Annotated in this window: 21 protein-coding genes, 1 tRNA gene and 1 pseudogene; 7 read left to right on the top strand and 16 right to left on the bottom strand. The window is 58.0% G+C overall.

The features are described from left to right. A complete protein-coding gene (locus tag CAF78_RS07370) occupies window positions 1-720 on the bottom strand; it encodes a response regulator (protein ID WP_085677895.1) in 720 nt (239 codons plus the stop codon). 139 nt (window positions 721-859) lie between these two features. On the opposite strand from CAF78_RS07370, the gene CAF78_RS07365 reads away from it, so the two are divergent. Both CAF78_RS07365 and CAF78_RS07360 read left to right on the top strand, forming a co-directional pair. Then, window positions 860-3,157 (top strand): TonB-dependent siderophore receptor, encoded by a 2,298-nt coding sequence (locus CAF78_RS07365; RefSeq protein ID WP_085677896.1) that lies wholly within the window; start codon window positions 860-862, stop codon window positions 3,155-3,157. Window positions 3,158-4,059: 902 nt separating this feature from the next. Next, window positions 4,060-5,748, top strand: a complete 1,689-nt coding sequence (locus CAF78_RS07360; protein WP_158090042.1) for an ATP-dependent endonuclease — start codon at window positions 4,060-4,062, stop codon at window positions 5,746-5,748. Window positions 5,749-6,155: 407 nt separating this feature from the next. Here the strand turns inward: CAF78_RS07360 and CAF78_RS07355 are convergent, their stop codons facing one another. From CAF78_RS07355 to CAF78_RS07315, 7 genes are all read right to left on the bottom strand, one after another. After that, window positions 6,156-7,094 carry a retron St85 family RNA-directed DNA polymerase gene (locus tag CAF78_RS07355; protein ID WP_085677898.1) on the bottom strand — a complete coding sequence of 313 codons (939 nt, stop codon included), beginning with the start codon at window positions 7,092-7,094 and terminating at the stop codon, window positions 6,156-6,158. Then, window positions 7,094-8,056 (bottom strand): retron St85 family effector protein, encoded by a 963-nt coding sequence (locus CAF78_RS27765; protein WP_143515024.1) that lies wholly within the window; start codon window positions 8,054-8,056, stop codon window positions 7,094-7,096. Before CAF78_RS27765 ends, CAF78_RS07355 begins: the two co-directional genes overlap by 1 nt. 485 nt (window positions 8,057-8,541) lie before the next feature. Beyond that, a complete protein-coding gene (locus tag CAF78_RS07340) occupies window positions 8,542-8,817 on the bottom strand; it encodes a hypothetical protein (RefSeq protein ID WP_085677901.1) in 276 nt (91 codons plus the stop codon). Then, complete coding sequence (locus CAF78_RS07335) at window positions 8,814-9,794, bottom strand: integrase domain-containing protein (RefSeq protein WP_085677902.1); 981 nt, start codon at window positions 9,792-9,794, stop codon at window positions 8,814-8,816. The genes CAF78_RS07340 and CAF78_RS07335 overlap by 4 nt, the downstream gene beginning before the upstream one ends. A 925-nt stretch (window positions 9,795-10,719) precedes the next feature. Beyond that, window positions 10,720-12,039, bottom strand: a complete 1,320-nt coding sequence (locus tag CAF78_RS07325; protein WP_085677904.1) for an integrase arm-type DNA-binding domain-containing protein — start codon at window positions 12,037-12,039, stop codon at window positions 10,720-10,722. Between the two features lie 162 nt (window positions 12,040-12,201). Beyond that, window positions 12,202-12,277, bottom strand: a tRNA-Thr gene (locus CAF78_RS07320). A 98-nt stretch (window positions 12,278-12,375) separates the two neighbouring features. Then, window positions 12,376-12,624 (bottom strand): hypothetical protein, encoded by a 249-nt coding sequence (locus CAF78_RS07315; RefSeq protein ID WP_085677905.1) that lies wholly within the window; start codon window positions 12,622-12,624, stop codon window positions 12,376-12,378. Window positions 12,625-13,105: 481 nt separating this feature from the next. Between CAF78_RS07315 and CAF78_RS07310 the strand changes: the two genes are divergently transcribed. Both CAF78_RS07310 and CAF78_RS07305 read left to right on the top strand, forming a co-directional pair. Then, window positions 13,106-13,378 carry a hypothetical protein gene (locus CAF78_RS07310; RefSeq protein WP_085677906.1) on the top strand — a complete coding sequence of 91 codons (273 nt, stop codon included), beginning with the start codon at window positions 13,106-13,108 and terminating at the stop codon, window positions 13,376-13,378. Further along, window positions 13,371-13,642, top strand: a pseudogene (locus CAF78_RS07305) (DUF3077 domain-containing protein). Before CAF78_RS07310 ends, CAF78_RS07305 begins: the two are co-directional and overlap by 8 nt. Window positions 13,643-13,934: 292 nt before the next feature. Here CAF78_RS07305 and CAF78_RS07300 read toward each other — a convergent pair. The 5 genes from CAF78_RS07300 to CAF78_RS07280 all read right to left on the bottom strand — a co-directional run bounded on the left by CAF78_RS07300 (window position 13,935) and on the right by CAF78_RS07280 (window position 18,183). Beyond that, window positions 13,935-15,140 (bottom strand): methyltransferase, encoded by a 1,206-nt coding sequence (locus CAF78_RS07300; RefSeq protein WP_085677907.1) that lies wholly within the window; start codon window positions 15,138-15,140, stop codon window positions 13,935-13,937. 72 nt (window positions 15,141-15,212) lie between these two features. Beyond that, on the bottom strand, window positions 15,213-15,902 hold the full coding sequence (locus tag CAF78_RS07295) for an ABC transporter permease (protein WP_085677908.1): 690 nt from the start codon (window positions 15,900-15,902) through the stop codon (window positions 15,213-15,215). Further along, window positions 15,903-16,595, bottom strand: a complete 693-nt coding sequence (locus CAF78_RS07290; protein ID WP_085677909.1) for an ABC transporter permease — start codon at window positions 16,593-16,595, stop codon at window positions 15,903-15,905. 53 nt (window positions 16,596-16,648) lie between these two features. Beyond that, on the bottom strand, window positions 16,649-17,398 hold the full coding sequence (locus CAF78_RS07285; protein WP_085677910.1) for an ABC transporter substrate-binding protein: 750 nt from the start codon (window positions 17,396-17,398) through the stop codon (window positions 16,649-16,651). Window positions 17,399-17,409: 11 nt separating this feature from the next. Continuing rightward, the gene (locus CAF78_RS07280; protein ID WP_085677911.1) at window positions 17,410-18,183 is read right to left on the bottom strand and encodes an ABC transporter ATP-binding protein; all 774 of its coding nucleotides are present in this window, start codon (window positions 18,181-18,183) and stop codon (window positions 17,410-17,412) included. A gap of 633 nt (window positions 18,184-18,816) precedes the next feature. On the opposite strand from CAF78_RS07280, the gene gabP reads away from it, so the two are divergent. Next, complete coding sequence (gene gabP, locus CAF78_RS07270) at window positions 18,817-20,202, top strand: GABA permease (RefSeq protein WP_085677912.1); 1,386 nt, start codon at window positions 18,817-18,819, stop codon at window positions 20,200-20,202. A gap of 180 nt (window positions 20,203-20,382) precedes the next feature. Here the strand turns inward: gabP and CAF78_RS07265 are convergent, their stop codons facing one another. Then, window positions 20,383-20,826: a hypothetical protein gene (locus CAF78_RS07265; RefSeq protein ID WP_085677913.1), complete on the bottom strand. Its 444-nt coding sequence runs from the start codon at window positions 20,824-20,826 to the stop codon at window positions 20,383-20,385. A gap of 224 nt (window positions 20,827-21,050) precedes the next feature. Between CAF78_RS07265 and CAF78_RS07260 the strand changes: the two genes are divergently transcribed. Both CAF78_RS07260 and mutM read left to right on the top strand, forming a co-directional pair. Then, complete coding sequence (locus CAF78_RS07260; protein WP_177408508.1) at window positions 21,051-21,869, top strand: HDOD domain-containing protein; 819 nt, start codon at window positions 21,051-21,053, stop codon at window positions 21,867-21,869. 4 nt (window positions 21,870-21,873) lie between these two features. Beyond that, entirely contained in the window at window positions 21,874-22,686 is an 813-nt protein-coding gene (gene mutM, locus CAF78_RS07255) for a bifunctional DNA-formamidopyrimidine glycosylase/DNA-(apurinic or apyrimidinic site) lyase (RefSeq protein ID WP_085677915.1), read from the top strand. Window positions 22,687-22,696: 10 nt separating this feature from the next. Here the strand turns inward: mutM and CAF78_RS07250 are convergent, their stop codons facing one another. Further along, window positions 22,697-22,948, bottom strand: a complete 252-nt coding sequence (locus tag CAF78_RS07250) for a YfhL family 4Fe-4S dicluster ferredoxin (RefSeq protein ID WP_008095804.1) — start codon at window positions 22,946-22,948, stop codon at window positions 22,697-22,699. 108 nt (window positions 22,949-23,056) lie between these two features. After that, a complete protein-coding gene (coaD, locus tag CAF78_RS07245) occupies window positions 23,057-23,536 on the bottom strand; it encodes a pantetheine-phosphate adenylyltransferase (RefSeq protein ID WP_014861498.1) in 480 nt (159 codons plus the stop codon). Between the last annotated feature and the right edge of the window lie 35 nt (window positions 23,537-23,571).

The raw sequence follows: 23,571 nt of genomic DNA, 5'->3' as shown, positions 1-23,571 counted from the left end.
TCAGCTGTCTGCCTCGGCGCGGGCAATGCTCAGCAGGTAGCCTTCGTTGCGGATGGTCAGGATCTGTATGCCGCTGGCCGGCGCGCGGCGCAGTTGCTGGCGCAGGCGGCTGATGCACATGTCCACCGAGCGATCGTCGGGGTGGTGATCGCGGCCAAACGCACTGCGTGTCAGCTGATCGCGGGAGACCACGCGGTTGTTGGCCTCCAGCAGTTCACGCAGCACCCGGTAATCGGAGCGCGGCAGGGTGAGGGTTTCGCCGTCCGGGCGAGTCAGCAGGCGTTTGACGTGGTCGAGGCTGAAGCCGGCAAAACGCTGGGCTTCGGCGGCTGGCTCTTGCGCCGGGCTGTCCAGGCGCTGCGGGCGGCGCAGCACCGCCTTGATGCGGGCGATCAGCTCACGGGGTTCGAACGGCTTGGCCAGGTAGTCATCCGCGCCCACTTCCAGGCCGATGATGCGGTCCAGCGTGCTGCCCTTGGCCGACAGCATGATCACCGCCAGGCCAGGTGTGGCCTGCAACTGGCGGCACAGGCTCAAGCCATCCTCGCCGGGCAGCATGAGGTCGAGCACCACCAGGTCGACCTTGCTCGCGGCCAGCTGTTCGCGCATGCCTTCACCGTCTGCTGCCGCCAGCACGGTATAGCCGGCATCGGTGAGGTAATCGCAAAGAAGTTCGCGGATCTCGTCGTCATCATCGACAACCAGCAAGGTCGTGCTCATCGGGAAAACACCTGTTGGGCGAGGGCCGGCAGCGCTCGTTACGTTCAATTACATCCCCGTACAAGCCGGGTATGGAGCCCAGGGGGCGGATCCCTAGAATCGTAACAAAAAATCATCTGCGAATACGAAGCCTTCCCAAATGAATCACAAGAGCGCCATGACCGACTTCACTCCAGTTGTCCGGGGCGGCAGCCGCCTGCACCCGCTTGCCTTGTTCATTGCCGTCGCCATCAGTGGCAGCGCCTTGGCTGCCGAACGCCAGCCCCTGGAGCTGGATGCCACGCAGATCGAGGACAGTGCGCTAGTGTCCGCAGATGAAACCGGCCAGCTTGGCTACACGGTGGAGAGCACCCGCAGTTCCACCGGCCTGAAGCTGACCCCGCGGCAGACGCCGCAGTCGGTGACCACCATCACCCGCCAGCAGATGGATGACCGCGATGTGCACTCCATCGAGCAGGCGCTGGACACCACGCCAGGCGTGAGCGCCACCAAGTCCGAAGTGGGAGGGCGCACCGACTTCCGTGCCCGCGGCTACTCGATCAGCAACTGGAAGGTCGACGGCCTGCAATTCCAGGGCGGTTCCGACTTCAGCGGTGGCGGCAACGCGCTGAACATGGACCTGTACGAGCGCATCGACATCGTCCGCGGCGCCAACGGCCTGCTGGGGGGCACCGGAGACCCATCGGCCACCGTCAACCTGATCCGCAAGGCACCGACCAGAACCTTCGGCGGCAGCGCCTACGCCACCTATGGCAGCTGGGACAAACGCCGCCTGGGCGCCGACCTCAACCTGCCGCTGTCCGAAGACGGCCGCCTGCGTTCGCGCTTCGTGATGACCCAGGGCGACGCCAACTCGTTCCGCGACAACCAGTCCGAACGCTCACGCGCAGCCTTGGCCAACTTCGCGTTCGACATCGACGATGCCACCACGATTGGCGCCGGCTACCAGTACGAATACAACAAGGTGGTCGGTGGCGGTTGGGGCGCCAACATCCCGATCTGGTACAAGGACGGCAGCAAGACCGACCTGCCGCGCAGCACCAACGTGGTGCCGAGCTGGAGCTTCGGCGAATACACCACCCGCACCACCTTCGGCTCGCTGGAGCACCGCTTCGACAACGACTGGACCCTGGACCTGAAGGCTGCCCAGAGCACTGCCGAAGTGCTCAACCACCGTGGCCTGGCCAAGGTCAACTCGGCTGGCCGTGGCAGCTATGGCGGCTACTGGGACCAGGATGGCAGCGGCGCGGTGCTCAACGGCCTGCACAGTTCCAGCGACACCACCCAGCAGTCTGCGCAGATCGACCTGTCTGGCCCGTTCCAGCTGTTCGGCCGCACCCACCAGGCGATGGTCGGCTACAACGACAGCCGTACCGTGGCCTGGTCGCCGGAATACAGCTGCACCATGGTCAGCGACGACCGCGTCAGCGCACCCTCGGTGGGCTGCCAGTTCCGCGCCAACAACGGCTTCCCGCTCACCGACTGGCACAACGGCGTGGACAGCGACTACGACATGATCGCCACGCGCACCGGCCGCCACAGCAAGACCACCACTCGCTTGCAGGGCATGTATGCCGCCACCCGGCTGAGCATCACCGACCCGCTGTCGGTGATCGTCGGCGTGCGCACCACCGATTATTCGGCAACCACCAACAGCGTGGCCGGTGTGCGCAGCAACCAGCAGAACAACGGCATCGTCACCCCGTACCTGGGTGCGGTATACGACCTCAACGACACCTACTCGCTGTACGCCAGCTACACCGACATCTTCAACCCGCAGACGGCCGAGACCGAAAGCGGTACCAAGGTCGAGCCGATTCGTGGCCAGAGCTACGAGACCGGTATCAAGGGCGAGTGGCTGGACGGGCGCCTGAACGCCTCGGCGGCGTACTTCCGCACCAAGCAGCAGAACAAGGCAGTGCTTGATAACGGCCTGACCACGCCGACTGGCGGTGATGCCTACAAGGCCGGCACCGGCCAGGAAACCGACGGTATCGACCTGGAAATCGCCGGCGCCCTGACGCCAAACTGGAACCTCTATGCCGGTTATACCTACCTGCACTTCCGTCGCGTCGACAGCGATGGGCGCAGCGACCCGTCGCACCTGTTCAAGGCCTCGACCACCTATCGCCTGTCCGGCCCGCTGGACCGCCTGACCCTCGGCGCCGGGGTGAAGGCACAAACCAACATCCGCGCCATCTCCAGCCCCGCGGGGCAGCCGGTGAACGGCGTGAGTGCAGGGGCGACCGACGTGAACTGGTCCGGTTATGCGATCTGGAACGCCATGGCCAAGTACCAGCTGACCGACGACACCTCGGTGAGCCTCAATGTCGACAACCTGTTCGACAAGCACTACTACACCCAGTACGGGTTCTATGCCGGGGCGATCTACGGCGATCCGCGGAACATGTCGCTGACGGTCAGTACTGCGTTCTGATCAATCGGGGCCGCAACGCGGCCCCTTTTGTTAGGGCAGGGAGGCGTCCAGCGTCAGGCTATGAACAAGCTATGGCAGCTACAGCACAGCCTCTTCACCTGGCATTTCATCGGTAACCATGACTCACACATGTGCGCCGCATGGGTCTTCCATGCGCAAGCCAAAGTAACGGGAGTCGTTGGCATCCCAGAATGGCCTCAGCAGGCCTGCATTTCGCTGCGTGTACGTGGTCAATGGTTGTCGTGTTGCATTTGCTCGTGCAAACGACACTGAAAACAAAAAAGGCCCACCTTTCGGTGAGCCTTTTTAGTACTGCGTATGGTGGCACCAGGAGTCGAAAAACTCAGTAAGTTTTTGATATGTAGCGATTTTTAGTCAATGCGCATGAGCCAGTATCTCTAAAACTACCCTAAGGCTCTGTCTGATAGTCCAAGATGCATAACTAACTTTAGCAAGATGGGAAGCACTCTAACGTTCTGGGCTATGGCTAATCTCGCGTGGTTTCACGAATAGGGGAGTCCCTCTAGAGCTGTTAAGCAGTGACAATCGGCCCGCTGTAGCTACTCACCGATGGACGTGTTGCTGGCAAAATGATAGCTTCCTGTTACAAGTGGTGAGCATAACCGTCGCGATGTAACTTACGATATTTGAGGCTGCGGTAGTTTTTTGGCTGCGTTAAGAAATAATAATTATCCATGGCCTGTCATTTCTGAAGGGGCGTTCCCGGTTAAATTTGGCTGGGACGGTCAGTGGCCATGATTGTCATTGTCGGGAGGCATTGATTGTGCGCTAAAGCATTGCTTGATGAATTGTTGCTCTGTTGCATAACGGATTTTGATCGTTCGGGTAATGACTTTTATAGTTTTGATCTCTAATGTTTTTATGTTAATAAGGAGATGGGTTTGCTTAGTTCTGTGAAAATTGAGCGATTTAAGAACATTACGGATATTGAAATTCCTCTAGGAGGTATAAATCTCCTTATTGGATCTAATAATGCGGGTAAGAGCAGTATTCAGCAAGCAATCCAATTTTCTGTGTCTATTGCACAGACTACTGCACAACAAGGCGCGCGGTGGTCTCAAGATAGATGCCCCTCATCACTTTCTAGTGAATCGTTGATTTACTCACCTTTGAGGGACGTTGAAGCGTTAGCACCGTACGGAAGGCTTCAGACTTCATTGGAGCATGCGATTAAAGTAACTTTTGTTGAGAACACAAATTCAACTGTTACTATACGAAAAGGTAGGAATAGAAATATTACTACCTCGCTAGAAGGTCGAGCGTTGGGAGAGCATCTCCAAAATATTGAAAGCCCTTATTCAATGATTGTTCCTGGTCTAGCAGGAATACCTTCCTTTGAAGAATATAGACCGCCATCAGTTGTCCGCAAAGCTGCTGCAAAAGGAGACTCGAATAGTGTCTTTAGAAATATTTTGCTGCTGCTATCTAAGGATAATCAGTCATGGCAATCGTTTAAGGATAAGTTTAAGACTGTATTTCCAGATTATGAGATAAGCGTGAGGTTTGACTCCAATATTGATGAGCATATCAATGCGAGAGTTACTAGTAATGAAGTGTCGCTGCCAATTGATTCGTGTGGGACAGGAATTCTACAAGCCATTCAAATACTGGCTTATTACTATTTGTACAAGCCTAAGCTGCTTATATTGGATGAGCCTGATTCGCACTTGCACCCAAATAACCAAAGAATTTTAGCGATCTTGCTCAAAGAGCTACATCAAGAAACCGGCTGTCAACTTATAATATCTACGCATTCTCGACATTTTTTCGATGCGCTTAAAGATGATGCGACTATTCACTGGATAAATAATTGTTCTTTGGTTGAGGATTCGGAAGACCTTGAGCGAAGCATTTTGCTAGAAATCGGGGCTCTTGATAAGGGGGATCAACTGAGAAATGGCGAGATACCTTGCATATTGCTTACTGAAGATGCAGATGTAAGTTACATAAATCTTATTGCTGAGGCTTCTGGTTTCTTGCCTGGGGAGTATCAAGTCTGGTCATATAATGGTTGCTCGAATATACAGATCGCGCAGGCGTTGAATTCATTTATAGTTGAACATGCTCCAGGTACAACTGTAGTTGTTCATCGCGATCGGGATTATATGACGGACGCAGAAGTTTTGGAGTATAAGGAAGGTTTAGAAGCTGTAGGTATAAAAGTTTTTATTTCGGTCGGGAATGATGCTGAAAGTCATTTTGTAGATGAGGAGCATATTTCCGAGTTATACCCGCGGCTAACACAGCAGCAAGTTTCAGTGTTGATAGAGGAGTGTCTCAATGAACGACGAGATGCGATACTGGAGAAGTACATAAACACAATATACAATCGACAGCTTCAAGATTCCTACAGAGGTGGCGCCAAGCCAAATGCTGGTGTTATTGCTCGGCAGTGCACGCAAAACTTTGATGGCAATATGCGCGGCTTCATGCACGGGAAAATTGTAGAGCGTTCTCTCAGAGGAAAGCTACAGGCTCAAGTTGGACAGAATATCGACCTTTGTAGGGTAACTAGAGGTATTGCTGATCCGACTTTATCTGAGATTGCGGGTGAAATTTGGCACGACTGATCAGGGATTACATGCAGCGGAGAATAGTTGAGTGAGCTAGTTCCGTGCGCGAGCACAACCTAGATCACTATCTACAGTAAGGTCCTGACTTTTTAAGCGTAAATGTTAGTGTGCTGAGTATTCAGTCTCGGGCGTTAGCTATCCGCTCTGAAGGAAAAAGGGGACAAATTTATTTAATGGCACGTCAATCATCGCCGAAAAATAAATTTGTCTCCTTTTCTGCGGCGCAAGGTTATGGGAAGTGCCAAAATTAAAGTGATCGATACGTTGTGGATGTAATGAATAAAAGAAAGGATGCGTGTCCTAGATCAATACAGATTTACTGACGCTTGTTCTTGTGAGGCCTAGCGCTTTGGTGTCGTGGCTAAGAGCTGTATGCAGGTGAGTCGAGACCTGAGAGCAAACAGCTATTTTAAAATCTGGTATTCCATGATTGATTTAATTAGTTCCGCACCGTACTTTTGAACAATAGCATTATAGAATGTCGGCTCCACGTGCTTAGCGAATGCCAGCCTTCCCTTGAGTGCATAGATGTCTTTACTAGACATGCCACCAAGTGAGTATCTATGAATCAATGATCTAAAGTATCTTTTTTTCTCTCGGCCTAGTGATATTTTGTTGTCATTTGTTAGTACTAGCCCTGTGACGTGGCGGTTGTTTCCTTTTGACGAAAAAACAGTTTTTTCCTGGTTTACTCTTAAGGTCGGATATTCAATCTCGGCACAAGTCTTGGTTACTATATCGGGAAGCTCAAACAGAACGCCTCGTACATTAGTTGTAAATGTGAGATCGTCCGCATAACGTGTGTACTTGACACCTAAACGAGCACACTCTTCGAAAATCTTGCAGTCAAAATCGTACATCAAGGTGTTAGATATGAAAGGTGATGATGGTGCGCCGATGCTAAGTCTATGCACAGGGTCTTTCTTTGTAGCCCAGAAAAATACTTTCCTTACGGCGTAAGCATCTTCTCTAGCGATATCTTTTCTATGTTTCTTTATGTGCGAAATAAGATCGCTCGGTCCTATGGACGGAAAGAAGTCCGAAAAATCCATCTTTAGCAGATATTTGCTACCCAGATGTACTGCGGCGTTTTCCTTGATGCTTAAGCCATCTCTATAAGCTGTAGCGCAATCATGGATCGGAAGGTCCTTCAAGTAACTATCGAGAACCATGCGCTGTATTACTTTTAGCACTTCAGTAGGCTGTGCAATGACTCTTAGTCCTCGACCACTCCGTTTTGGAATTGAATACACCTTATATCGGTAGGGTGCAGTGTTAACAAACTTTACTAATTCTGCGGTACTGATTAATAGCTTGCTTGCCAGTTCTTCTAAAATCAGCATCACTCCGCCCCCACTGGCAAGACGACCGGCTCGGGAGTAGCCATAGCGTAGGCAGACTGAATCACATGCATTCTTCTCGATTCGCTATCATTGGTCGCATAATATTGCTGTGCCGCAAGTTTAACCTTGGTCGGTTCAAATTTCCCTGCAAACTCCACCATAACTACATCGAGGGCGACATAGTAATAGTCGATATGGCCTCGCTTCGAGCTCTTAATCAGGTTGAATTTTCCGAGCAGAAATATAAGTCTTTTTAGTTTGTCTCTTGAAATGTTAATGTCGAGGGCTCGAAGGTAGCCTTCAATCTCCATAAGCTTCAAAGCTCTGAAAACTTTAATGATTTCATAAATTACGAAGGCGATGTGCCCTTCATTATCTATGTTGAACGCCTCTGAGTCGTCTCGATTAGATATGGCGCCTAAGATATCTTCTCTCATCTCTTTTAATGAAGAAGATAGACTTCCTGCTAGGTCATTGTTATCCCAAGGATAGGAGCAGACGCTGCTTTCCTTTACGCCTTGCAAGTATCTTAATGGCCCGAGCTTAATGAAGGAACTTTCTTCGTAATGATCTTGCCTGACAAAGACCAGTATTTTATTCTTGAGAGCTTTGTTTTTAACAAATAGCCCGAGCTCAGCTAGTGCGCCCGGACTTTCGAGGATTATAACAATCAAGGATGATATGTGTGCAATGTCGCTCTCAAAGGCCAAGAGATCTTTGTAAACAGCATCATGAATCCAGTCTTTAAAGTCTTCAGCCAGAGTAATGCTGTCTGCAAGATGACAACGGGCTTTGTGCAAATACTCAACAAGTGCCCCTCTAACAGAAGTCGGAACAGCCGACTTAACGTCTACTTGGCCACCGCAGAGAAAAAGGATTGGATGAGTCAGAACGACACGGGAGTTTTCAAGAGAAATATGAGCTAGTGACTCGAGTCTTTTGTCATCGTACTTCAACGTCACGTTAGTCGACCCTAGTCCATGGCACTTGATTGCGTCTCCAGGAGGTTCTCTTTACCAAAGATATAGCGGCGAAGGCTCGCGTGGGATTTGCGAGGAGTGCGAGTGCTAAGGCACGAGTGCGACGAGTGAAGCCCACGCGAGCCTTCGTCGCAACTAATACCGTTCAATAAATTAGAGTCCGGCTATACACCAGACTAGAGCTCGAAAGCTCCTAAAGCGCGTAAAGAGGGCACCAATATTATTGGTATGCGAGCTTTTGTCAAGTCTACTTTCGGCTGAACCTAGGGTCTGTTCAAGCAGCCGTGGCGCGGTTCGAGGCACACTGGCGAGCTCTATAGCGCGTTCCTGATTTAGAGAAAAAACACGTTCATGCCGATCCTGTAGTGCCTTGGTACGTCTCCGGCCGCCAGGCCGGAGACGGTTGCCTATGAGCGGCCTGTGATAACCGATTGGTGCCGTTCATTATTACCAGCATCAGGTCCGAATCAGAGATTAAAAACCCATGACTTTTCTAGGCGACGGGCGAGTAGCCGAACCGTCAGCACGTAGTAATACCGCGTCGCTTCACTGCGCTGGCTCATCCGATGACCGAGAAACCACGCGACATGCTTTCTCTGCCAAACCCAAGGCGTTTCTCGCTGCCAGCGCACGGCAATCTCAGCCTGGATGATTTTCGCCTGCCGTATGTGGCGTTGCCGAGTTGCGTGCGAGCCGGTCAGTACTCCAGACAGGAACAGCTCCATGTCGAATGACTTACTCATACCCGCCCACCGATGTAGGCTGCGATTACATCGACCCGACCGTGCCCTAGCTCATAGCTGATTAGCCTTCGGGCCTCACGATCAAGGTGCTGATCTGTCCGGTAGCATTTACCGCCGTTGATAGGTGCGCGGTGTTGGGTGATTTGCTCGTAGCGGTCACATGCGTACGCCGCCCGTAGCTCATGGAACCCTTTGAGGTTGTGTATATGCAGGATGTCCCGTGCCGGTCGGATGATTTTTTGCAGCAGATCCACGTAGCTTTCGTGTGCCGCAATCAGGTTGCGGCTACCCTCAGGCGACACCTGCCGTGCCAAATCAAGCGCCTCTCGTATACGGTCATCCATCGCAATCCAACGTGGCGCCGAGGCGCCAGCGCGGCCACCTTTGGTGCCATCCTGAATGTTGATCTTGCCTAGGTCGTTAGCCTCGCGGCTTAGCCGTGGCAGGTCAGCCAAGATGGCCTCACGCAAGCGCATACCGGTGGCTCGCGCCAACAAAACAATCGCGGCGGCCCGTAGTTCATGTTGGTTGCAAAGCGCATCGACGATCTGCTTAACCTGTTCGCGGTCCCGGCCCTGCGGCACTGAATGTCGAACTCCTGTGCGCTGCATACCCAGCGCCTTGCTCGGACTGGGCAATTTCACGTACTGATCACCGCGAAGCGCCGCCATGGTCCTGTTAACGCTGGATAGCCGGTTTTGTGCGGTACTGACGGCGAGGTCACCGCTCCCAACCATGTTGCGCAGATACGCCGCGTAGTTAGCCAACACCTTACGATCAATCTGTCGCGCATCATTGATGCCGGGCCCCTGTTCGGAGCGACACCATTTGACGAATGCTTGCCAGCGATCACCGTGCGCTTTGACCGTGCCGTAATGGCCACCGCCAAACATGTCTTTCAGCGCCTGCGGCCCTGCGTAGCTCAATTGTCTGCCGTAGCCGAAATTGCGGCCATCGCGTCTACCCACCAATGCCATATTGGTCACCTCTTCTTATGCTCTCCCGTCCTTCCCACGTCATCCCGCCAAGAATGCTGAGTGTTATCAGGGATCAAGGCCCCTGCGACCTGTGGGGATGTCCTCTAACGCGGGACTGGCGGCTCCTTACATCCGGGAGCAAGGGCATCTCATGATCTGGCCTCCTGAGCACCGTTACCGGTGGGCGGGTGGAGGCTGCACTGGCTGACGAGACCAGCGCCTGAAGATCCTGAGTCGGGTGAACGCAGCAATGCGATGACCGGGGCATGCCTGACTGTCAGTCAGGTGCAGTCCATTCCTTGGTCTGCGGCACCATCATCTGCATGGCTGTTGCTGGTGACATCGGCGTTTGTCACGCCAATTGTCACGAGGGGAAGTGCCGCTGAGCCATGTGCGATCAGGGCTGCAGCAGTGTCAGGATCGCCCGTCTCTTTCCAGTGAAAGAGACGGGCGCAGGTTGGCGCACGCGAAATGGCCAAGCGGATAGGTTGCTGCTGAGCAGATAGGTAGGGTGGTTGCCGCAGGGGCAACGATATTGAGTTGGCATCCATCACATGGGTAGTGACCGTACGAGCTGCCGGACGCGAATCGTACTTGCGGGTGAACCACCGCAGAGCGGCGTGACCTTTAAGGTTCAGGTCACCTGGGTGCTGTCATCGACAGCTCTTGCGACTCCCGGTCTACGCTTGTGGACAATATTCGTCAAGCAGCGCGATATCAGGGATTTAGCGCCTGTGGATAAAAATATCCCCCGGTGGACATCAGTGGTTTTCCACAGTCGTAAGCTGTGCCAGCAGTTTTTTTCTTAGGTATGGTCCTTTCAAACGGGGCGGCTTTGCAGCCCCGTTTGAAAGGACCCGCGCGGAGGAGCTTCATGCGGTGCTGTGGGTAACTTCACAGCGAGTTGAGGTGGTGGTGCGGCGGGTTACTCGGTCCTCTTGGCACTGCGAAGCCGCGTGACGTTCTCGCCCGTCTGCTTGGCAAACTCATGTGGCGTCACATGGTCCTCGCGGTTCGCCTCCAGAAACCGGCTCCACCAGGTCATGATCATCCGGCGCTCTTCGAGGAACTCGGCCTTGTGGGTATAAGCGGCGCGCACGTTGTTGCGTTCTTTGTGGCTCATCTGCCGTTCGATGGCCGTCTCTGACCAAAGTCCGGATTCGACCAGCGCACTGCACGCCATGGCTCGGAACCCGTGGCCGCAGATATCCACCTTGGTGTCGTAGCCCATCGTCCTGAGCGCGGCATTCACCGTGTTCTCGGACATCGGTTTCCACGGTTTGGCATCTCCCGCGAACACCAGGTCAAACTTGCCGGTGATCGCGTGGATCTGCTCAAGCAAGGCCACTGCTTGCGGCGATAAGGGTACAACGTGAATGTCTCCGGCCATTTTCGTACCCCTTGTGGAAAACGGTACGCCGTCGAGCGCCGGGCGAGTGTCGGGGATCTCCCAGATACCGCGATTGAGGTCGAACTCGTTCCAGCGGGCGAAGCGCAGCTCACTGGAGCGTACGAACACGTGCAGCGACAGCATCACGGTAAGGCGTGTGAGTGGACGACCTTTGTAGTCGTCGATGCGTGCTTGCAGCTCTGGCAGCCGCGATAAGGGTAGTGCGGGTCGATGTGTAACCCGTGGTGCTCTGATCGAGCCGTCGAGGTCGTGAGCCGGGTTCGAGGTGATCAGCCGCAGCCGTTTGGCTTCGCGCATGATGCTTTGAAGGTAGTTCTTGATCCTAAGCGCCACGTCGATGGTGCCGCGTTTCGTCACGGCTTCTAGAGGCTGCATGAGGTCGTGGGTATCGAGCTCGACGATTGCCCTGGCACCGAGCAAAGGGAATACGTGAGTCTTCAACCGGCTGAGCACAGTCTTGGCGTGGCCCGGCGCCCACTTGGGCACCATCCCGGCATACCAATCGAGCGCGACGCTTTCGAAGGTACGGCCATTGATTACGGCTTGCACCTTGGCCTGCTGCTTGGATTGGATGGGGTCAATGCCGTTGGCGAGCTGCTGTTTGAGCTCGAAGCGCTTGTGGCGAGCGTCAGCCAGCCCGACCACCGGGTAATTGCCGAGTGAGGTCAGGCCCTCGCGACCATCGGGCTTCACGTACCTGAGCCGCCAGCCTTTGCGACCGTTGGGCTTCACGAGCAGGTAAAGGCCATCCCCGTCAAAAAGCTTGTACTCACGTTCGCGAGCCTTTGCAGTGCGGCAGGCGTTGTCGGTAAGGGGAGCCGTTGTGCGAGCCATAAGGGTACTTTCCAATGTCGAATTGGTAGGTATCCTTAAAAGTACCCTTATTAGCGCTGGCTACCCTCGGAATCCGACGGAACGCCAAAACGAAAAAACCCGCCAGAAGGCGGGTTTTTCGGGGGTTCCAGAGATTTTGAAAGCTTTCTATGGAACCTTGAATGGTGCCGGCACCAGGAATCGAACCCGGGACCTACTGATTACAAGTCAGTTGCTCTACCATCTGAGCTATACCGGCAATGGGGCGTCATTATAACGATCGGTTGGCGCCTGTAAACCACTTCCTTGCGATTGTGCGCAAATGACCTAAGTCACCGGCCTGAAAGGAGAATTTTCCTACCAGCCGCGGTGGATGGTATTGACGTTTGGCTCGGTCTTCCCGGGGTTGAAAAACAGCTTGTCGTTGTCGCAGCCGCGCTTGCGGCAGGGGCTTTCGACGCGCAGGGGCAGGCCGTTGTCGCCGCCCAGTTGCATGCCCGGGGTGTTCCAGTCCAGGTTGCTGGCAGGGTGCGGGGCAGGGCTGTTGGTGCAGGCGCCCAGGGTCAGGGTGAAGGCCAGCAGGGCAAGGGGTTTGGTGTAGGTCACGATGCTGTAGTCCGTTAGTCCATTGTCGAATCTGGCGCAACGCCAGACGGTCGCAGGGCTGGCGGGCAGCGTGCGACGTAGCTTTTTACTGATTTGGAGGGCGGATGATACACCGTCGGGCCTCTTCGCGGGTGGACCCGCTCCCACAGAGACCGTGGTGATTTTGTGAGGGATTTCTGAACTTGAAACCAAATACTTCAGGATTGAGGTATTTGGGAATTATCCTACGCGGCTAGTCGACCCTTCTCTGTTGGCGGGGAAGTGGCCCAGGGATAACGTTCCTGGGTTGCCAATTCCTGGTGACCGGGTGTGAGAAACCCGACAAGGAGTTATTCGGCTGGTCCGTTATGGCGGTCGTACGCGGGCAGGCTTCGGCCTGGCCGAGCTTTGTAGCTCCCTCGGTTTTCTCACCCCGTGTACGACTGCCACCTGAATCCGTGAGAAAGGTCCATGTGGTGGTTCCATTGAAGGAGCTGCTGTCATGAAAAAGATCGTTCCTGATCCACCCCATCTTCTAATCCAAACCCCGTACTTCTCCGTCCACAGCGACATCTCCCCTGAAGATGCCATCACCCACGGCGCCGAGCTTATCCGCGGCGTCGCCGAAACCATTGACGAACATTGCCGTCTCCACGCCGGCGAGCCCGGTTTGAATACGCTGGCCAATGCCGCCTATGCGGCCGATTCGGCATTGATCCTGTTCCAGCATGCACTGGCGAGCTTGAGCGATGAAAAGGGGCCTGCACATGAGTGATGCCGCTGAAACCACCGTCACCGCAGGGGCGAAGACCTTCCTGGAAGCGGGTAACCCAACGGTCGATCTGCTGCGCGTGCAGCCGGGCATCCCGATCGACCATGCCTATGAGCATGTGTCGGTGTTGCTCGGCTATATCAAGCACCTTGTGCGTGAGGGGGACGCGGAGGACGACCACAAGCTTTTAGGCGCCGCCGACTATTTACTGATCCTGGCCAAGGCGCTGATGATGACATTGAGCTGGGCAAGAATAAGGTGCACTGATTCGAGGGCCATTCGCGGGCAAGCCCGCTCCCACAGAGGAGGCTATCGAAGTCGCCATTGCGGGTACTTCTGTGGGAGCGATTGCCTAATCGAAATTTTGTTTATGCACAAGAGGCATTGTCGCCTTGCGCGAAAGGCATGCCGCTTCTCCATACCGCCGGTCTTTGCGCAAAGGCCTGTTTTTACTGGGCTTGAGGCGCGGGTGGGAATAAGCCGAACGGTTGAAATAGCGCTTGAATCCAACAGGTCATCACAAGCTTGTTCACAGAGTTATCCACAGGTTTTGGGGTGGCTAATCAGTGCGTTCCGCGAGCAGCAGCAGGTTGCGAGGGGTGAGCGGGTAATCGCAAAAAGTGCCCAGGCGCACGTCGTAGCCTTGTTCTTCGAGGAACAGGGCGCGGTCGAGCACCAGCCACAGCTCCAGCGGGCGGCGGAACAGGTTGCGCAGGCGTTCGAGGTTGCGCACTTCGGCCAGGCGCCGCCAGCCGGCGGCCTCCAGCGCGGCCCAGTCCGGGTTGCCACTCAAGTCGACCTGGCGCAGGTCGGCTAGCTCACGGCAGTACTGCTCGAAAGGCTTGTCCAGCCAGGCGATCGGCAGCGAAGGGGTGGACAGGTATTCATTGCTCCGGCGCTGCTCACGCTGCAGCAGGTCGAAGCCCAGGCGCCGCGCCATGGAGCAGTCGCGCTGATGGCGCACGCGCGCGCTGGCGGTAACGGCTTCGTTCAGCGGCAGGCCCAGGTCGGTCATGCTCAGATGCAGCGGCGAGCGCTGCGCGGCTGTGGATAACGCTTGGTAGTGCTCGCCGGGGATGCGGTTGTAGCAGCAAGGGGCCACAGCCAGATGGCGGCAGCCTTGCTGGCTGGCCTGGCGCAGCAGGTGCACGTGCAGTTCGCCGCAGGCGTGCAGGGCGACCACGCTTTTCTCGTGGTTCAGGTGCTGGGTACTGCTGGCGGCCATCACATCCTGGTGAATGTGGGCCGCGGGCAGGTGGTGGTGGTCGCTCAGGGCCTGGCCGGCGGCGACCAGCTCGGGGTTGTACTCAAGGCAAGTCAGCTGCTGGCCTGGCTGCAGCAGGCGGCGGCCGAGGTGGCCTTTGCCGGAGCACCAGTCGAGCCAGTGACGGGTCGTTTCGCGGAAGCCCAGGCGGCGGCTGAAGGCTTCTATCTGCTGCCATTTGCGGCCTGGGACGTTGACGTCGAGGCGGTGGCCGGCGCCGGGCAGGCCAGTGTCGGGGAGCTCGCCCAGGGCCGACAGCTGCGCGGCTTGCGCGGCCAGTTGCGGGAACGGGGCGGGCAGGCCTTGCGGGTCGATGTCGGCTTCGGCATCGGCCAGGGTGCATTGGCGCAGGTGGGCGGCGAGTTCGGGATGCTCGGCCTCCCAGTCCAGGTGCAGGGCAGTGAAGGGCCGGGGTTTCCACAGCGGCTGGTGCTCGGTCAGGAACTGGTCGAGGGCCTGGAAGCGGTCATGAAGCTGATGGCTGTGGAGGTAGTGGGACATGGGTGTGGCTTGGTGTGTGAAGGGTTTTTGAGGCCTCTTCGCGGGCAAGCCCGCGAAGACGGCAGTGGGTGTTTAGCGGCCCTGGCAGGCGTCCACGCGCAACCAGCGCTCCAGCAGCTTGAAGCCTTGCACCAGCACGAACGAGATCACCAGGTAGAACACCCCGGCAGCGAAGAAGATCTCCACCGGCAGGTAGGTCCGGGCAATGATGGTACGGGCCATGCCGGTCAGTTCCAGCAGGGTCACGGTACTGGCCAGGGCACTGGCCTTGAGCATCAGGATCACTTCGTTGCTGTAGGCCGGCAGGCCAATACGCGCGGCACGTGGCAGCATGATGTAGAACAGCGCCTTGCCGCGCGACATGCCCAGCGCCCGTGCGGCTTCGATCTCACCCTTGGGGATCGACTGCAGCGCACCGCGCAGGATCTCGGCGATGTAGGCAGCGGTGTGCAAGGTCATGGTCAGCACCGTGCACCAGAATGGATCGCGCAGGTACGGCCACAACGAGCTGGAACGCACGGCGTCGAACTGTGCCAGGCCGTAGTAGACCAGGAACAGCTGCACCAGCAGTGGCGTGCCACGGAAGAAGAAGATGTAACTGAACGGCACGGCGCGCACGTACCAGTGGCGCGAGGAGCGGGCGATGCCCAGCGGGATGGCCAGGATCAACCCGGCGACCACGGCGATGGCTACCAGCTCCAGGGTCAGGGTCGCACCCTGGGCCAGGCGCGGCAGCCACTTGATGATGACTTCCCAATTCATTTATTCGGCCCTCGCAAAGCCGCGAGCGGCGCGTTTTTCCATGAAGTGCATGCCGGTCATGGCGATGATGGTCAGGCTCAGGTAGATGCAGGCGGCGACCATGTAGAAGGTGAACGGCTCCTTGGTCACGGTCACGCCGATCTGTGCGTGGCGCATGATTTCTTCCAGGCCGATCACCGATACCAGCGCGGTGTCCTTCATCAGGATCATGAACAGGTTGCCCAGGCCCGGCAGGGCGATGCGCCACATCTGCGGCAGGATGATCCGCGACAGGATGCGGCCCTTGGACAGGCCCAGCGCCAGGCCGGCCTCACGGTGGCCCTTGGGGATCGCCAGGATCGCACCGCGGAACACTTCAGTGGCGTAGGCGCCGAAGCACAGGCCCAGGGCAATGACGCCGGCAGCGAAGGCGCTGAGCTCAAGGCCCGGCATGTTCAAGGCTTCGCCGAGGCTGTTCATCAGGCCGACGGTGCCGAAGTAGATCAGCAGGACCCAGAGCAGTTCGGGCACGCCGCGCACCAGGGTCGAGTAGAAGCCGCCAAGCCATTGCAACGGCTTGATCGAGGAAGTCTTGGCCAGGGCGCCGAGCAGGCCCAGGACCAGCCCCAGCAGCAAGGCGCAGAGCGCCAGTTTTACGGTCATCAGGGTGCCGGCCATCATGGCCGGACCGAATCCGTGCAGGTCGATATTCATGGGCAGGTCATTCTAGGGACTTGCGCGCCGCAGGGGCGCGCAGGTCAAGCGGATCATTCGATGCTGAATGGGAAGTACTTGTCGTTGATCTTCTTGTACGTACCGTCAGCCTTGATTTCCGCCAGTGCGGCGTTCAGCTTCTCGCGCAGCGGGTCACCTTTGCGCACGGCGATGCCGATCTTGTCGCTGTCCATCACTGGCTCGCCCTTGAACTCGAAGTTCGAGCCGTCCTTGCTCTTGAGCCACTCGTACTGCACGTACTTGTCGGCGAGGATGCCGTCGATGCGCCCGGCAACCAGATCAAGGTAGGCGTTTTCCTGGGTGTCGTAGAGCTTGACGTCGACGCCCGGGAAGTTGTCTTCGAGGTAGGTACCGGCCAGGGTCGCACGCTGGGTGCCGATGGTCTTGCCCTTGAGCGACTCTTTGTCGGTCTTGAAGTCGACATTCTTCGGCGCGATGAACTGCAGCTTGTTGGAGTAGTAGGCGTCGGTGAAGTCGACAGCCTGCTTGCGCTCGTCGGTGATCGACAGCGATGAGACCAGGAAGTCGAACTTCTTGGCGTTCAGGGCCGGGATGATGCCGTCCCAGTCGGAGGTCACCACCGAGCACTCGACCTTCATCTTGGCGCACAGGGCGTCGCCGATGTCCTTGTCGAAGCCGACGACGTTACCGCTGGCATCCTTGTTGTTGAACGGTGGGTAGGCGGCTTCGATACCCATGCGCAGTTTTTCCGCGGCCATGGCGTTTGCCGACATCACCAGCGTGGCAGCGGCTGCCAGGAGGAACTTCTTGTAAGTGTGCATGTATTGCTCCGTTAGCGGTGGCTGGACATGAATTGCTTGCAACGCGCCGAGGTCGGGTTCTCGAAGACCTGCTGCGGCGATCCTTGCTCTTCAACCAGGCCCTGGTGCAGGAAGACCACTTCACTGGACACCTGGCGGGCAAAGTTCATCTCGTGCGTCACCAGCAGCATGGTACGGCCTTCTTCGGCCAGTGCGCGGATAACGTTAAGCACTTCCTGGACCATTTCCGGATCGAGCGCCGAGGTCGGCTCGTCGAACAGGATGACCTTGGGCTTCATGGCCAGGGTGCGGGCGATGGCAGCACGTTGCTGCTGGCCACCGGAAAGCTGGGCGGGGTAGCTGTGGCGCTTGTCGTAGATGCCGACCTTGTTCAGCAGCGCTTCGGCGGCTTCGATGGCCTCGGCCTTGCTCTGGCCAAGCACGCGGCGTGGCGCCTCGATGATGTTGTCGAGGATCGACATGTGCGGCCACAGGTTGAAGTTCTGGAAGACGAAGCCGATTTCGCTGCGCAGGCGGTTGATCTGGCGGTTGTCGGCGGCGATCAGGTCGCCGTTCTTGGCGGCCTTGAGCTTGAGGCTTTCGCCGGCAACCAGGATTTCGCCCTGGTGCGGGTTTTCCAGCAGGTTGATGCAGCGCAGCAGGGTGGACTTGCCGGAGCCGGACGACCCCAGGATGGAGATCACGTCACCGTCGCGCGCGGTCAGCGAAATGCCCTTGAGAATTTCCTGCTCGCCGTAGCGTTTGTGCAGATTGCGGATTTCCAGCGCGGGCGTGGCCTGGGCCATGTGCGGTCCTCATGTGATCGGGTGCGTTCCCAGCTGTTGGCGGCCTTCCTGGCGAGCGCCACGCTAGCATAGCGGCAATATGACGGCCAACAGGGTCGCAGGGGGCTCAAGGCATTGCCGGGGCAGTTTGTCGCATCGTTGCAGTGCAACGTCGCGCAGATGTCCGCAAAGGATCGCGCCCAGCGCCATAGCCTTGATGAAAAAAGGCGCGATGGTGCCAGTTTTGGCCGGCACTGGGAAGCGGTTTTAGACCATTCGCGGGTCTGGCTCGCAGCTGCGGGTGCGACTTCAGCCTGTTGAACTGGGGAGGGACGGTTGTACCTTCGGGTTGCACTTTTGTGCTTTGCGCTGGTGCAAAGGTGTTACCGGGGAGCACCTTTGGTGCGTTTGTAAGTGGGTATTTCCGTAATCCGGACCTGGCATGGGGTTTTGGCGACCTTTCGGTCACGGGTTGGCCGAATGCCCTGCAACCCGCGCCGTTTAAAGGTCGAAGTATCAATCTGACGAATGCATTCAGCACATGGCGCGCTTATTGCCAGTAGGAAACCGCCGATTGCAGCGACGCCTAGGTCAACCCCAGGTGCGCTCTGTTCCCGCAGTCGGAGTGGTCCACTCCTTACAAAGGTAGTTTTAATGAGCGGTAACAATTCCAATGACCTCGCTCAGGGGCTCAAACAACGGCATGTCACCATGCTGTCCATTGCTGGCGTTATCGGCGCCGGTCTGTTCGTGGGTTCCGGCCATGCCATCGCAGCGGCCGGCCCGGCCGTGCTGCTGGCCTACGCCGCCGCCGGTACCCTTGTGGTACTGGTGATGCGCATGCTCGGCGAAATGGCGATCGCCTCGCCGGATACGGGTTCGTTCTCCACTTATGCCGACCGCGCCATTGGCCGCTGGGCCGGTTTCACCATTGGCTGGTTGTACTGGTGGTTCTGGGTGCTGGTCATCCCGTTGGAGGCCAACGCCGCTGCGGCCATCCTCCACGCCTGGTTCCCGTCCGTGGACCTGTGGGCCTTCTCTCTCCTTATTACCCTGGCGCTGACCCTGACCAACCTGTGCAGCGTCAAGAACTACGGTGAGTTCGAGTTCTGGTTCGCCCTGCTCAAGGTGCTGGCGATCATCGGCTTCATCGTTGTCGGCTGCATCGCCATGTTCGGCTTCGTGCCCAGCAGCCAGGTGAGCGGTGCTGCGCACCTGTTCGACACCCAGGGCTTCATGCCCAATGGCCTGGGCGCAGTGCTGGCGGCCATGCTGACCACCATGTTCTCGTTCATGGGTACCGAAATCGTCACCATCGCGGCTGCCGAATCGAAAGACCCAGGCAAGCAGATCAGCCGTGCCACCAACTCGGTGATCTGGCGTATCTGCCTGTTCTACCTGGTGTCGATCTTCCTGGTCGTGGCCCTGGTGCCGTGGAACGACCCGGCGCTGGCCGAAGTCGGTTCCTACCAGACCGTGCTCAGCCGCATCGGCGTGCCGAACGCCAAGCTGATCGTCGACATCGTCGTCCTGGTCGCTGTGACCAGCTGCCTGAACTCGGCGCTGTACACCTCCTCGCGCATGCTGTTCTCGCTGAGCAAGCGTGGCGACGCCCCGGCCATCGCCCAGCGCACCACCAAGGCGGCGACGCCGCATGTGGCCGTGCTGCTGTCGACCGCTGCCGCGTTCCTCTGCGTGTTCGCCAACTACGTGGCCCCGGCCCAGGTGTTCGAGTTCCTGCTGGCCAGCTCTGGCGCCATCGCGCTGCTGGTGTACCTGGTGATTGCCATCTCGCAACTGCGCATGCGCAGCCAGCGTGAAGCTCGTGGCGAGAAGATCGCCTTCAAGATGTGGCTGTTCCCGGGCCTGACCTGGGCGACCATCGCCTTCATCGTTGCCGTGCTGGTGGTGATGGCGCTGCGTGAAGACCACCGTGCCGAAATCATCGCGACTGCGCTGCTGAGCATTGGCGTGGTGGCGGCCGGCTTGCTGGTGCACCGCAAGCGTGAAGCTGCCGGGCGAGTGGCGCTGGATAACTGATCCGCGCTGTTTGAAATGAAAAGGCCGCGTCCTGTGCAGGGCGCGGCCTTTTTTATTGCCTGTTCCGGCCCTTTCGCGGGCTAGCCCGCTCCCACAGGTTAACCACAGGCCTGAGGGCGGCGCGATCTCTGTGGGAGCGGGCGTGCCCGCGAGAGGGCCGGAGCAAGTAATGCAGCCGGTTCAGCCAAACTGCTTCTGCTGTTGTTGCTGCTTGGCCACCAGCTCGGAAGCCGCGATATAGGCTTCCTGGAACTCATCGCTTTCCAGCCAGGCCATGGTGGTGTCTTCGTCGGCGCCGTCGAGCCAGGTGCGGTAGGCGTTGAACACCAGCACGATGTAGTCGGTGGCGTGCTCTTCCTTGTGGCCCTTGAGTACCAAGGCCAGCAGCGGGTCGACCAGGAACACCGAGATCATCGCCACCAGGCTGGTTTCCTGGGCGGTTTTCATCTTCGCGAACAGCTCTTTGTAGCTGTCGGTCTCCATGGCCTTGTTGAACACTTGCTCGATGCTGGTGCTGTCACCGGCACTGGCCTTGACCGCCTGGCCGCTGCGTACCATGCGGTTCTGCTTGGCCTTGCTGGCGGCGCGCTTGGCGCGTTTCTGTTGCTTGGTTGGGGTGGCCATGGGCTCATCCTGGGGGGGCTGAAAAGTGCGCGTATTGAAGCGCAGTTGCCCGGGAAACCCAAGCGTTGCTGAAAGTGGCCGCTGTGCGGCGCTCGATCTCCCGGGCGCTGCATTTGTCACGGTGAGCACTTAGAGGGTTAAAATCGCGGGTCCTTCACGAGTGTGCACGCATGTCCCAAGAACTCAGCGCCGAACAGATCCAGCAAGCCTTGCAAGGCATCACCATTCCGCCGCAACCGCAGATCATGGTCGACCTGCAGTTCGAGCAGTACATGCCCGACCCGGACCTGGAAACCATCGCCAAGCTGATTTCCCAGGACCCTGGCCTGGCCGGTGCCTTGCTCAAGCTGGTCAACTCGCCGCACTTCGGCCTTTCGAACAAGATCGGCTCGATCCAGCGTGCGGTGAACCTGCTGGGCAGCCGTTCGATCATCAACCTGATCAACGCGCAGTCGATCAAGGGCGAGATGAGCGACGAGACCATCGTCACCCTCAACCGCTTCTGGGACACCGCCCAGGACGTGGCCATGACCTGCCTGACCCTGGCCAAGCGCACCGGCATCCAGGCTGCCGACGAAGCCTATACCCTCGGCCTGTTCCACGACTGCGGCGTCCCGCTGATGCTCAAGCGCTTCCCCGAGTACATGCAGGTGCTGGAAGACGCCTACGCCAAGGCCAGCGAGGAAACGCGCGTGGTCGATACCGAGAACCGCGCATTCAACACCAACCATTCCGTGGTGGGTTACTTCACCGCCAAGTCCTGGCGCCTGCCGGAGCACATCAGCGCGGCCATCGCCAACCACCACAATGCCCTGGCGATCTTCCGCGAAGACTCCTCGCGCAATACCCAGAGCCAGCTGAAGAACCTGCTGGCCGTGCTGAAAATGGCCGAGCACATCTGCGCCTCGTACCGTGTGCTGGGCAACCAGAACGTCGACCATGAATGGAATGTGGTCGGCCCGCTGGTGCTGGACTATATCGGTCTGTCGGAGTACGACTTCGAGACCCTGAAACAGAACATTCGCGAACTGGGCGGGCACTGAATCGATGCCGGAATTACCTGAAGTCGAAACCACCCGGCGCGGGATTGCCCCCCACCTGGTAGGCCAGCGCGTCAGCCGCGTGGTGGTGCGCGACCGGCGCCTGCGTTGGCCGATCCCCGAGGACCTCGACGTGCGCCTGTCCGGGCAGCGTATCGTCAGCGTCGAGCGGCGGGCCAAGTACCTGCTGATCAACGCCGAGGTGGGTACCTTGATCAGCCACCTGGGTATGTCGGGCAACCTGCGCCTGGTGGAACTGGGCTTGCCAGCGGCCAAGCACGAACATGTCGATATCGAGCTGGAGTCGGGGCTGATGCTGCGTTACACCGACCCGCGACGGTTCGGTGCCATGCTCTGGAGCCTCGACCCGCTCAACCACGAGTTGCTACTGCGCCTGGGGCCGGAGCCGTTGACCGACCTGTTCGACGGCGAGCGCCTGTTCCAGCTGTCGCGCGGGCGTTCCATGGCGGTCAAGCCCTTCATCATGGACAACGCGGTGGTCGTGGGTGTGGGCAACATCTATGCGACCGAGGCGCTTTTTGCCGCCGGCATCGACCCGCGCCGGGAGGCGGGCGGGATTTCCAGGGCGCGGTACCTGAAGCTGTCGATCGAGATCAAGCGGGTACTGGCGGCGGCCATCGAGCAGGGCGGCACGACCTTGCGCGATTTCATCGGCGGCGACGGGCAGCCGGGCTACTTCCAGCAGGAATTGTTCGTCTACGGGCGGGGTGGCCAGCCGTGCAAGCTGTGCGGCACGACCTTGCGCGAAGTGAAGCTGGGGCAGCGGGCGAGCGTGTACTGCCCGCGCTGCCAGCGCTAGCCTTCTGCGATCAGGCCTTGCCGGTGATCCGGCGGTACTTGGCCATCAGCTCGTCTTCGGTTTCCGGGTGCGCTTCATCCAGCGGGATGCAGTCGACCGGGCAGACCTGCTGGCACTGCGGTTCGTCATAGTGACCGACGCACTGGGTGCACAGGTTCGGGTCGATCACGTAGATCTCTTCGCCTTGGGAGATGGCCTCGTTCGGGCACTCGGGTTCGCAGACGTCGCAGTTGATGCAATCGTCGGTGATGATCAGGGACATGGGGACTCCGGCCGGGGCGCATCGCCCGGGCATGTTCAACGCTTTGGGCACAATTGTGCCGCATTCGCGCCCGCAGTGCACGCGGGCGCGATGATCAGGCGTGCAAGGTCACTTCTTGAAGCGTTCGGTCAGCGCCTCGGCCACCACAGGGTGGACGAATTTGCTGATATCTCCGCCCAATGCGGCTATTTCCCGCACCAGCGTCGAAGAAATGAACGAATAGCGTTCCGATGGCGTGAGGAACAGGCTCTCGACGTCGGGCGCCAGTTGCCGGTTCATGTTCGCCAGCTGGAACTCGTATTCGAAGTCCGACACCGCGCGCAAGCCGCGCAGGAACACGTTCGCACCTTGTTCCTTGGCGAAGTGCGCCAGCAGCGAGGAGAAGCCGATGACTTCGACATTGGGCAGGTGCTTGGTGACCTCACGGGCAAGCTCGACCCGTTGCTCCAGCGGGAACAGGGGGTTTTTCTTCGGGCTGGCCGCCACCGCGATGATCACGTGGTCGAACAGGCGCGAAGCGCGCTCGACCAGGTCGCCATGGCCTTTGGTAATGGGGTCGAAAGTACCCGGGTACAACACTCGGTTCATCGCGTCATCCTGGCTGGAGTGCGTTGGGGAGTCGG

The sequence above is a fragment of the Pseudomonas sp. R28(2017) genome, assembly GCF_002112505.1.
In the GTDB taxonomy this organism is placed as follows: Bacteria; Pseudomonadota; Gammaproteobacteria; order Pseudomonadales; family Pseudomonadaceae; genus Aquipseudomonas.
Note: the sequence above shows the minus strand (reverse complement) of the source record. Positions and strands in the feature narration are given on the sequence as shown.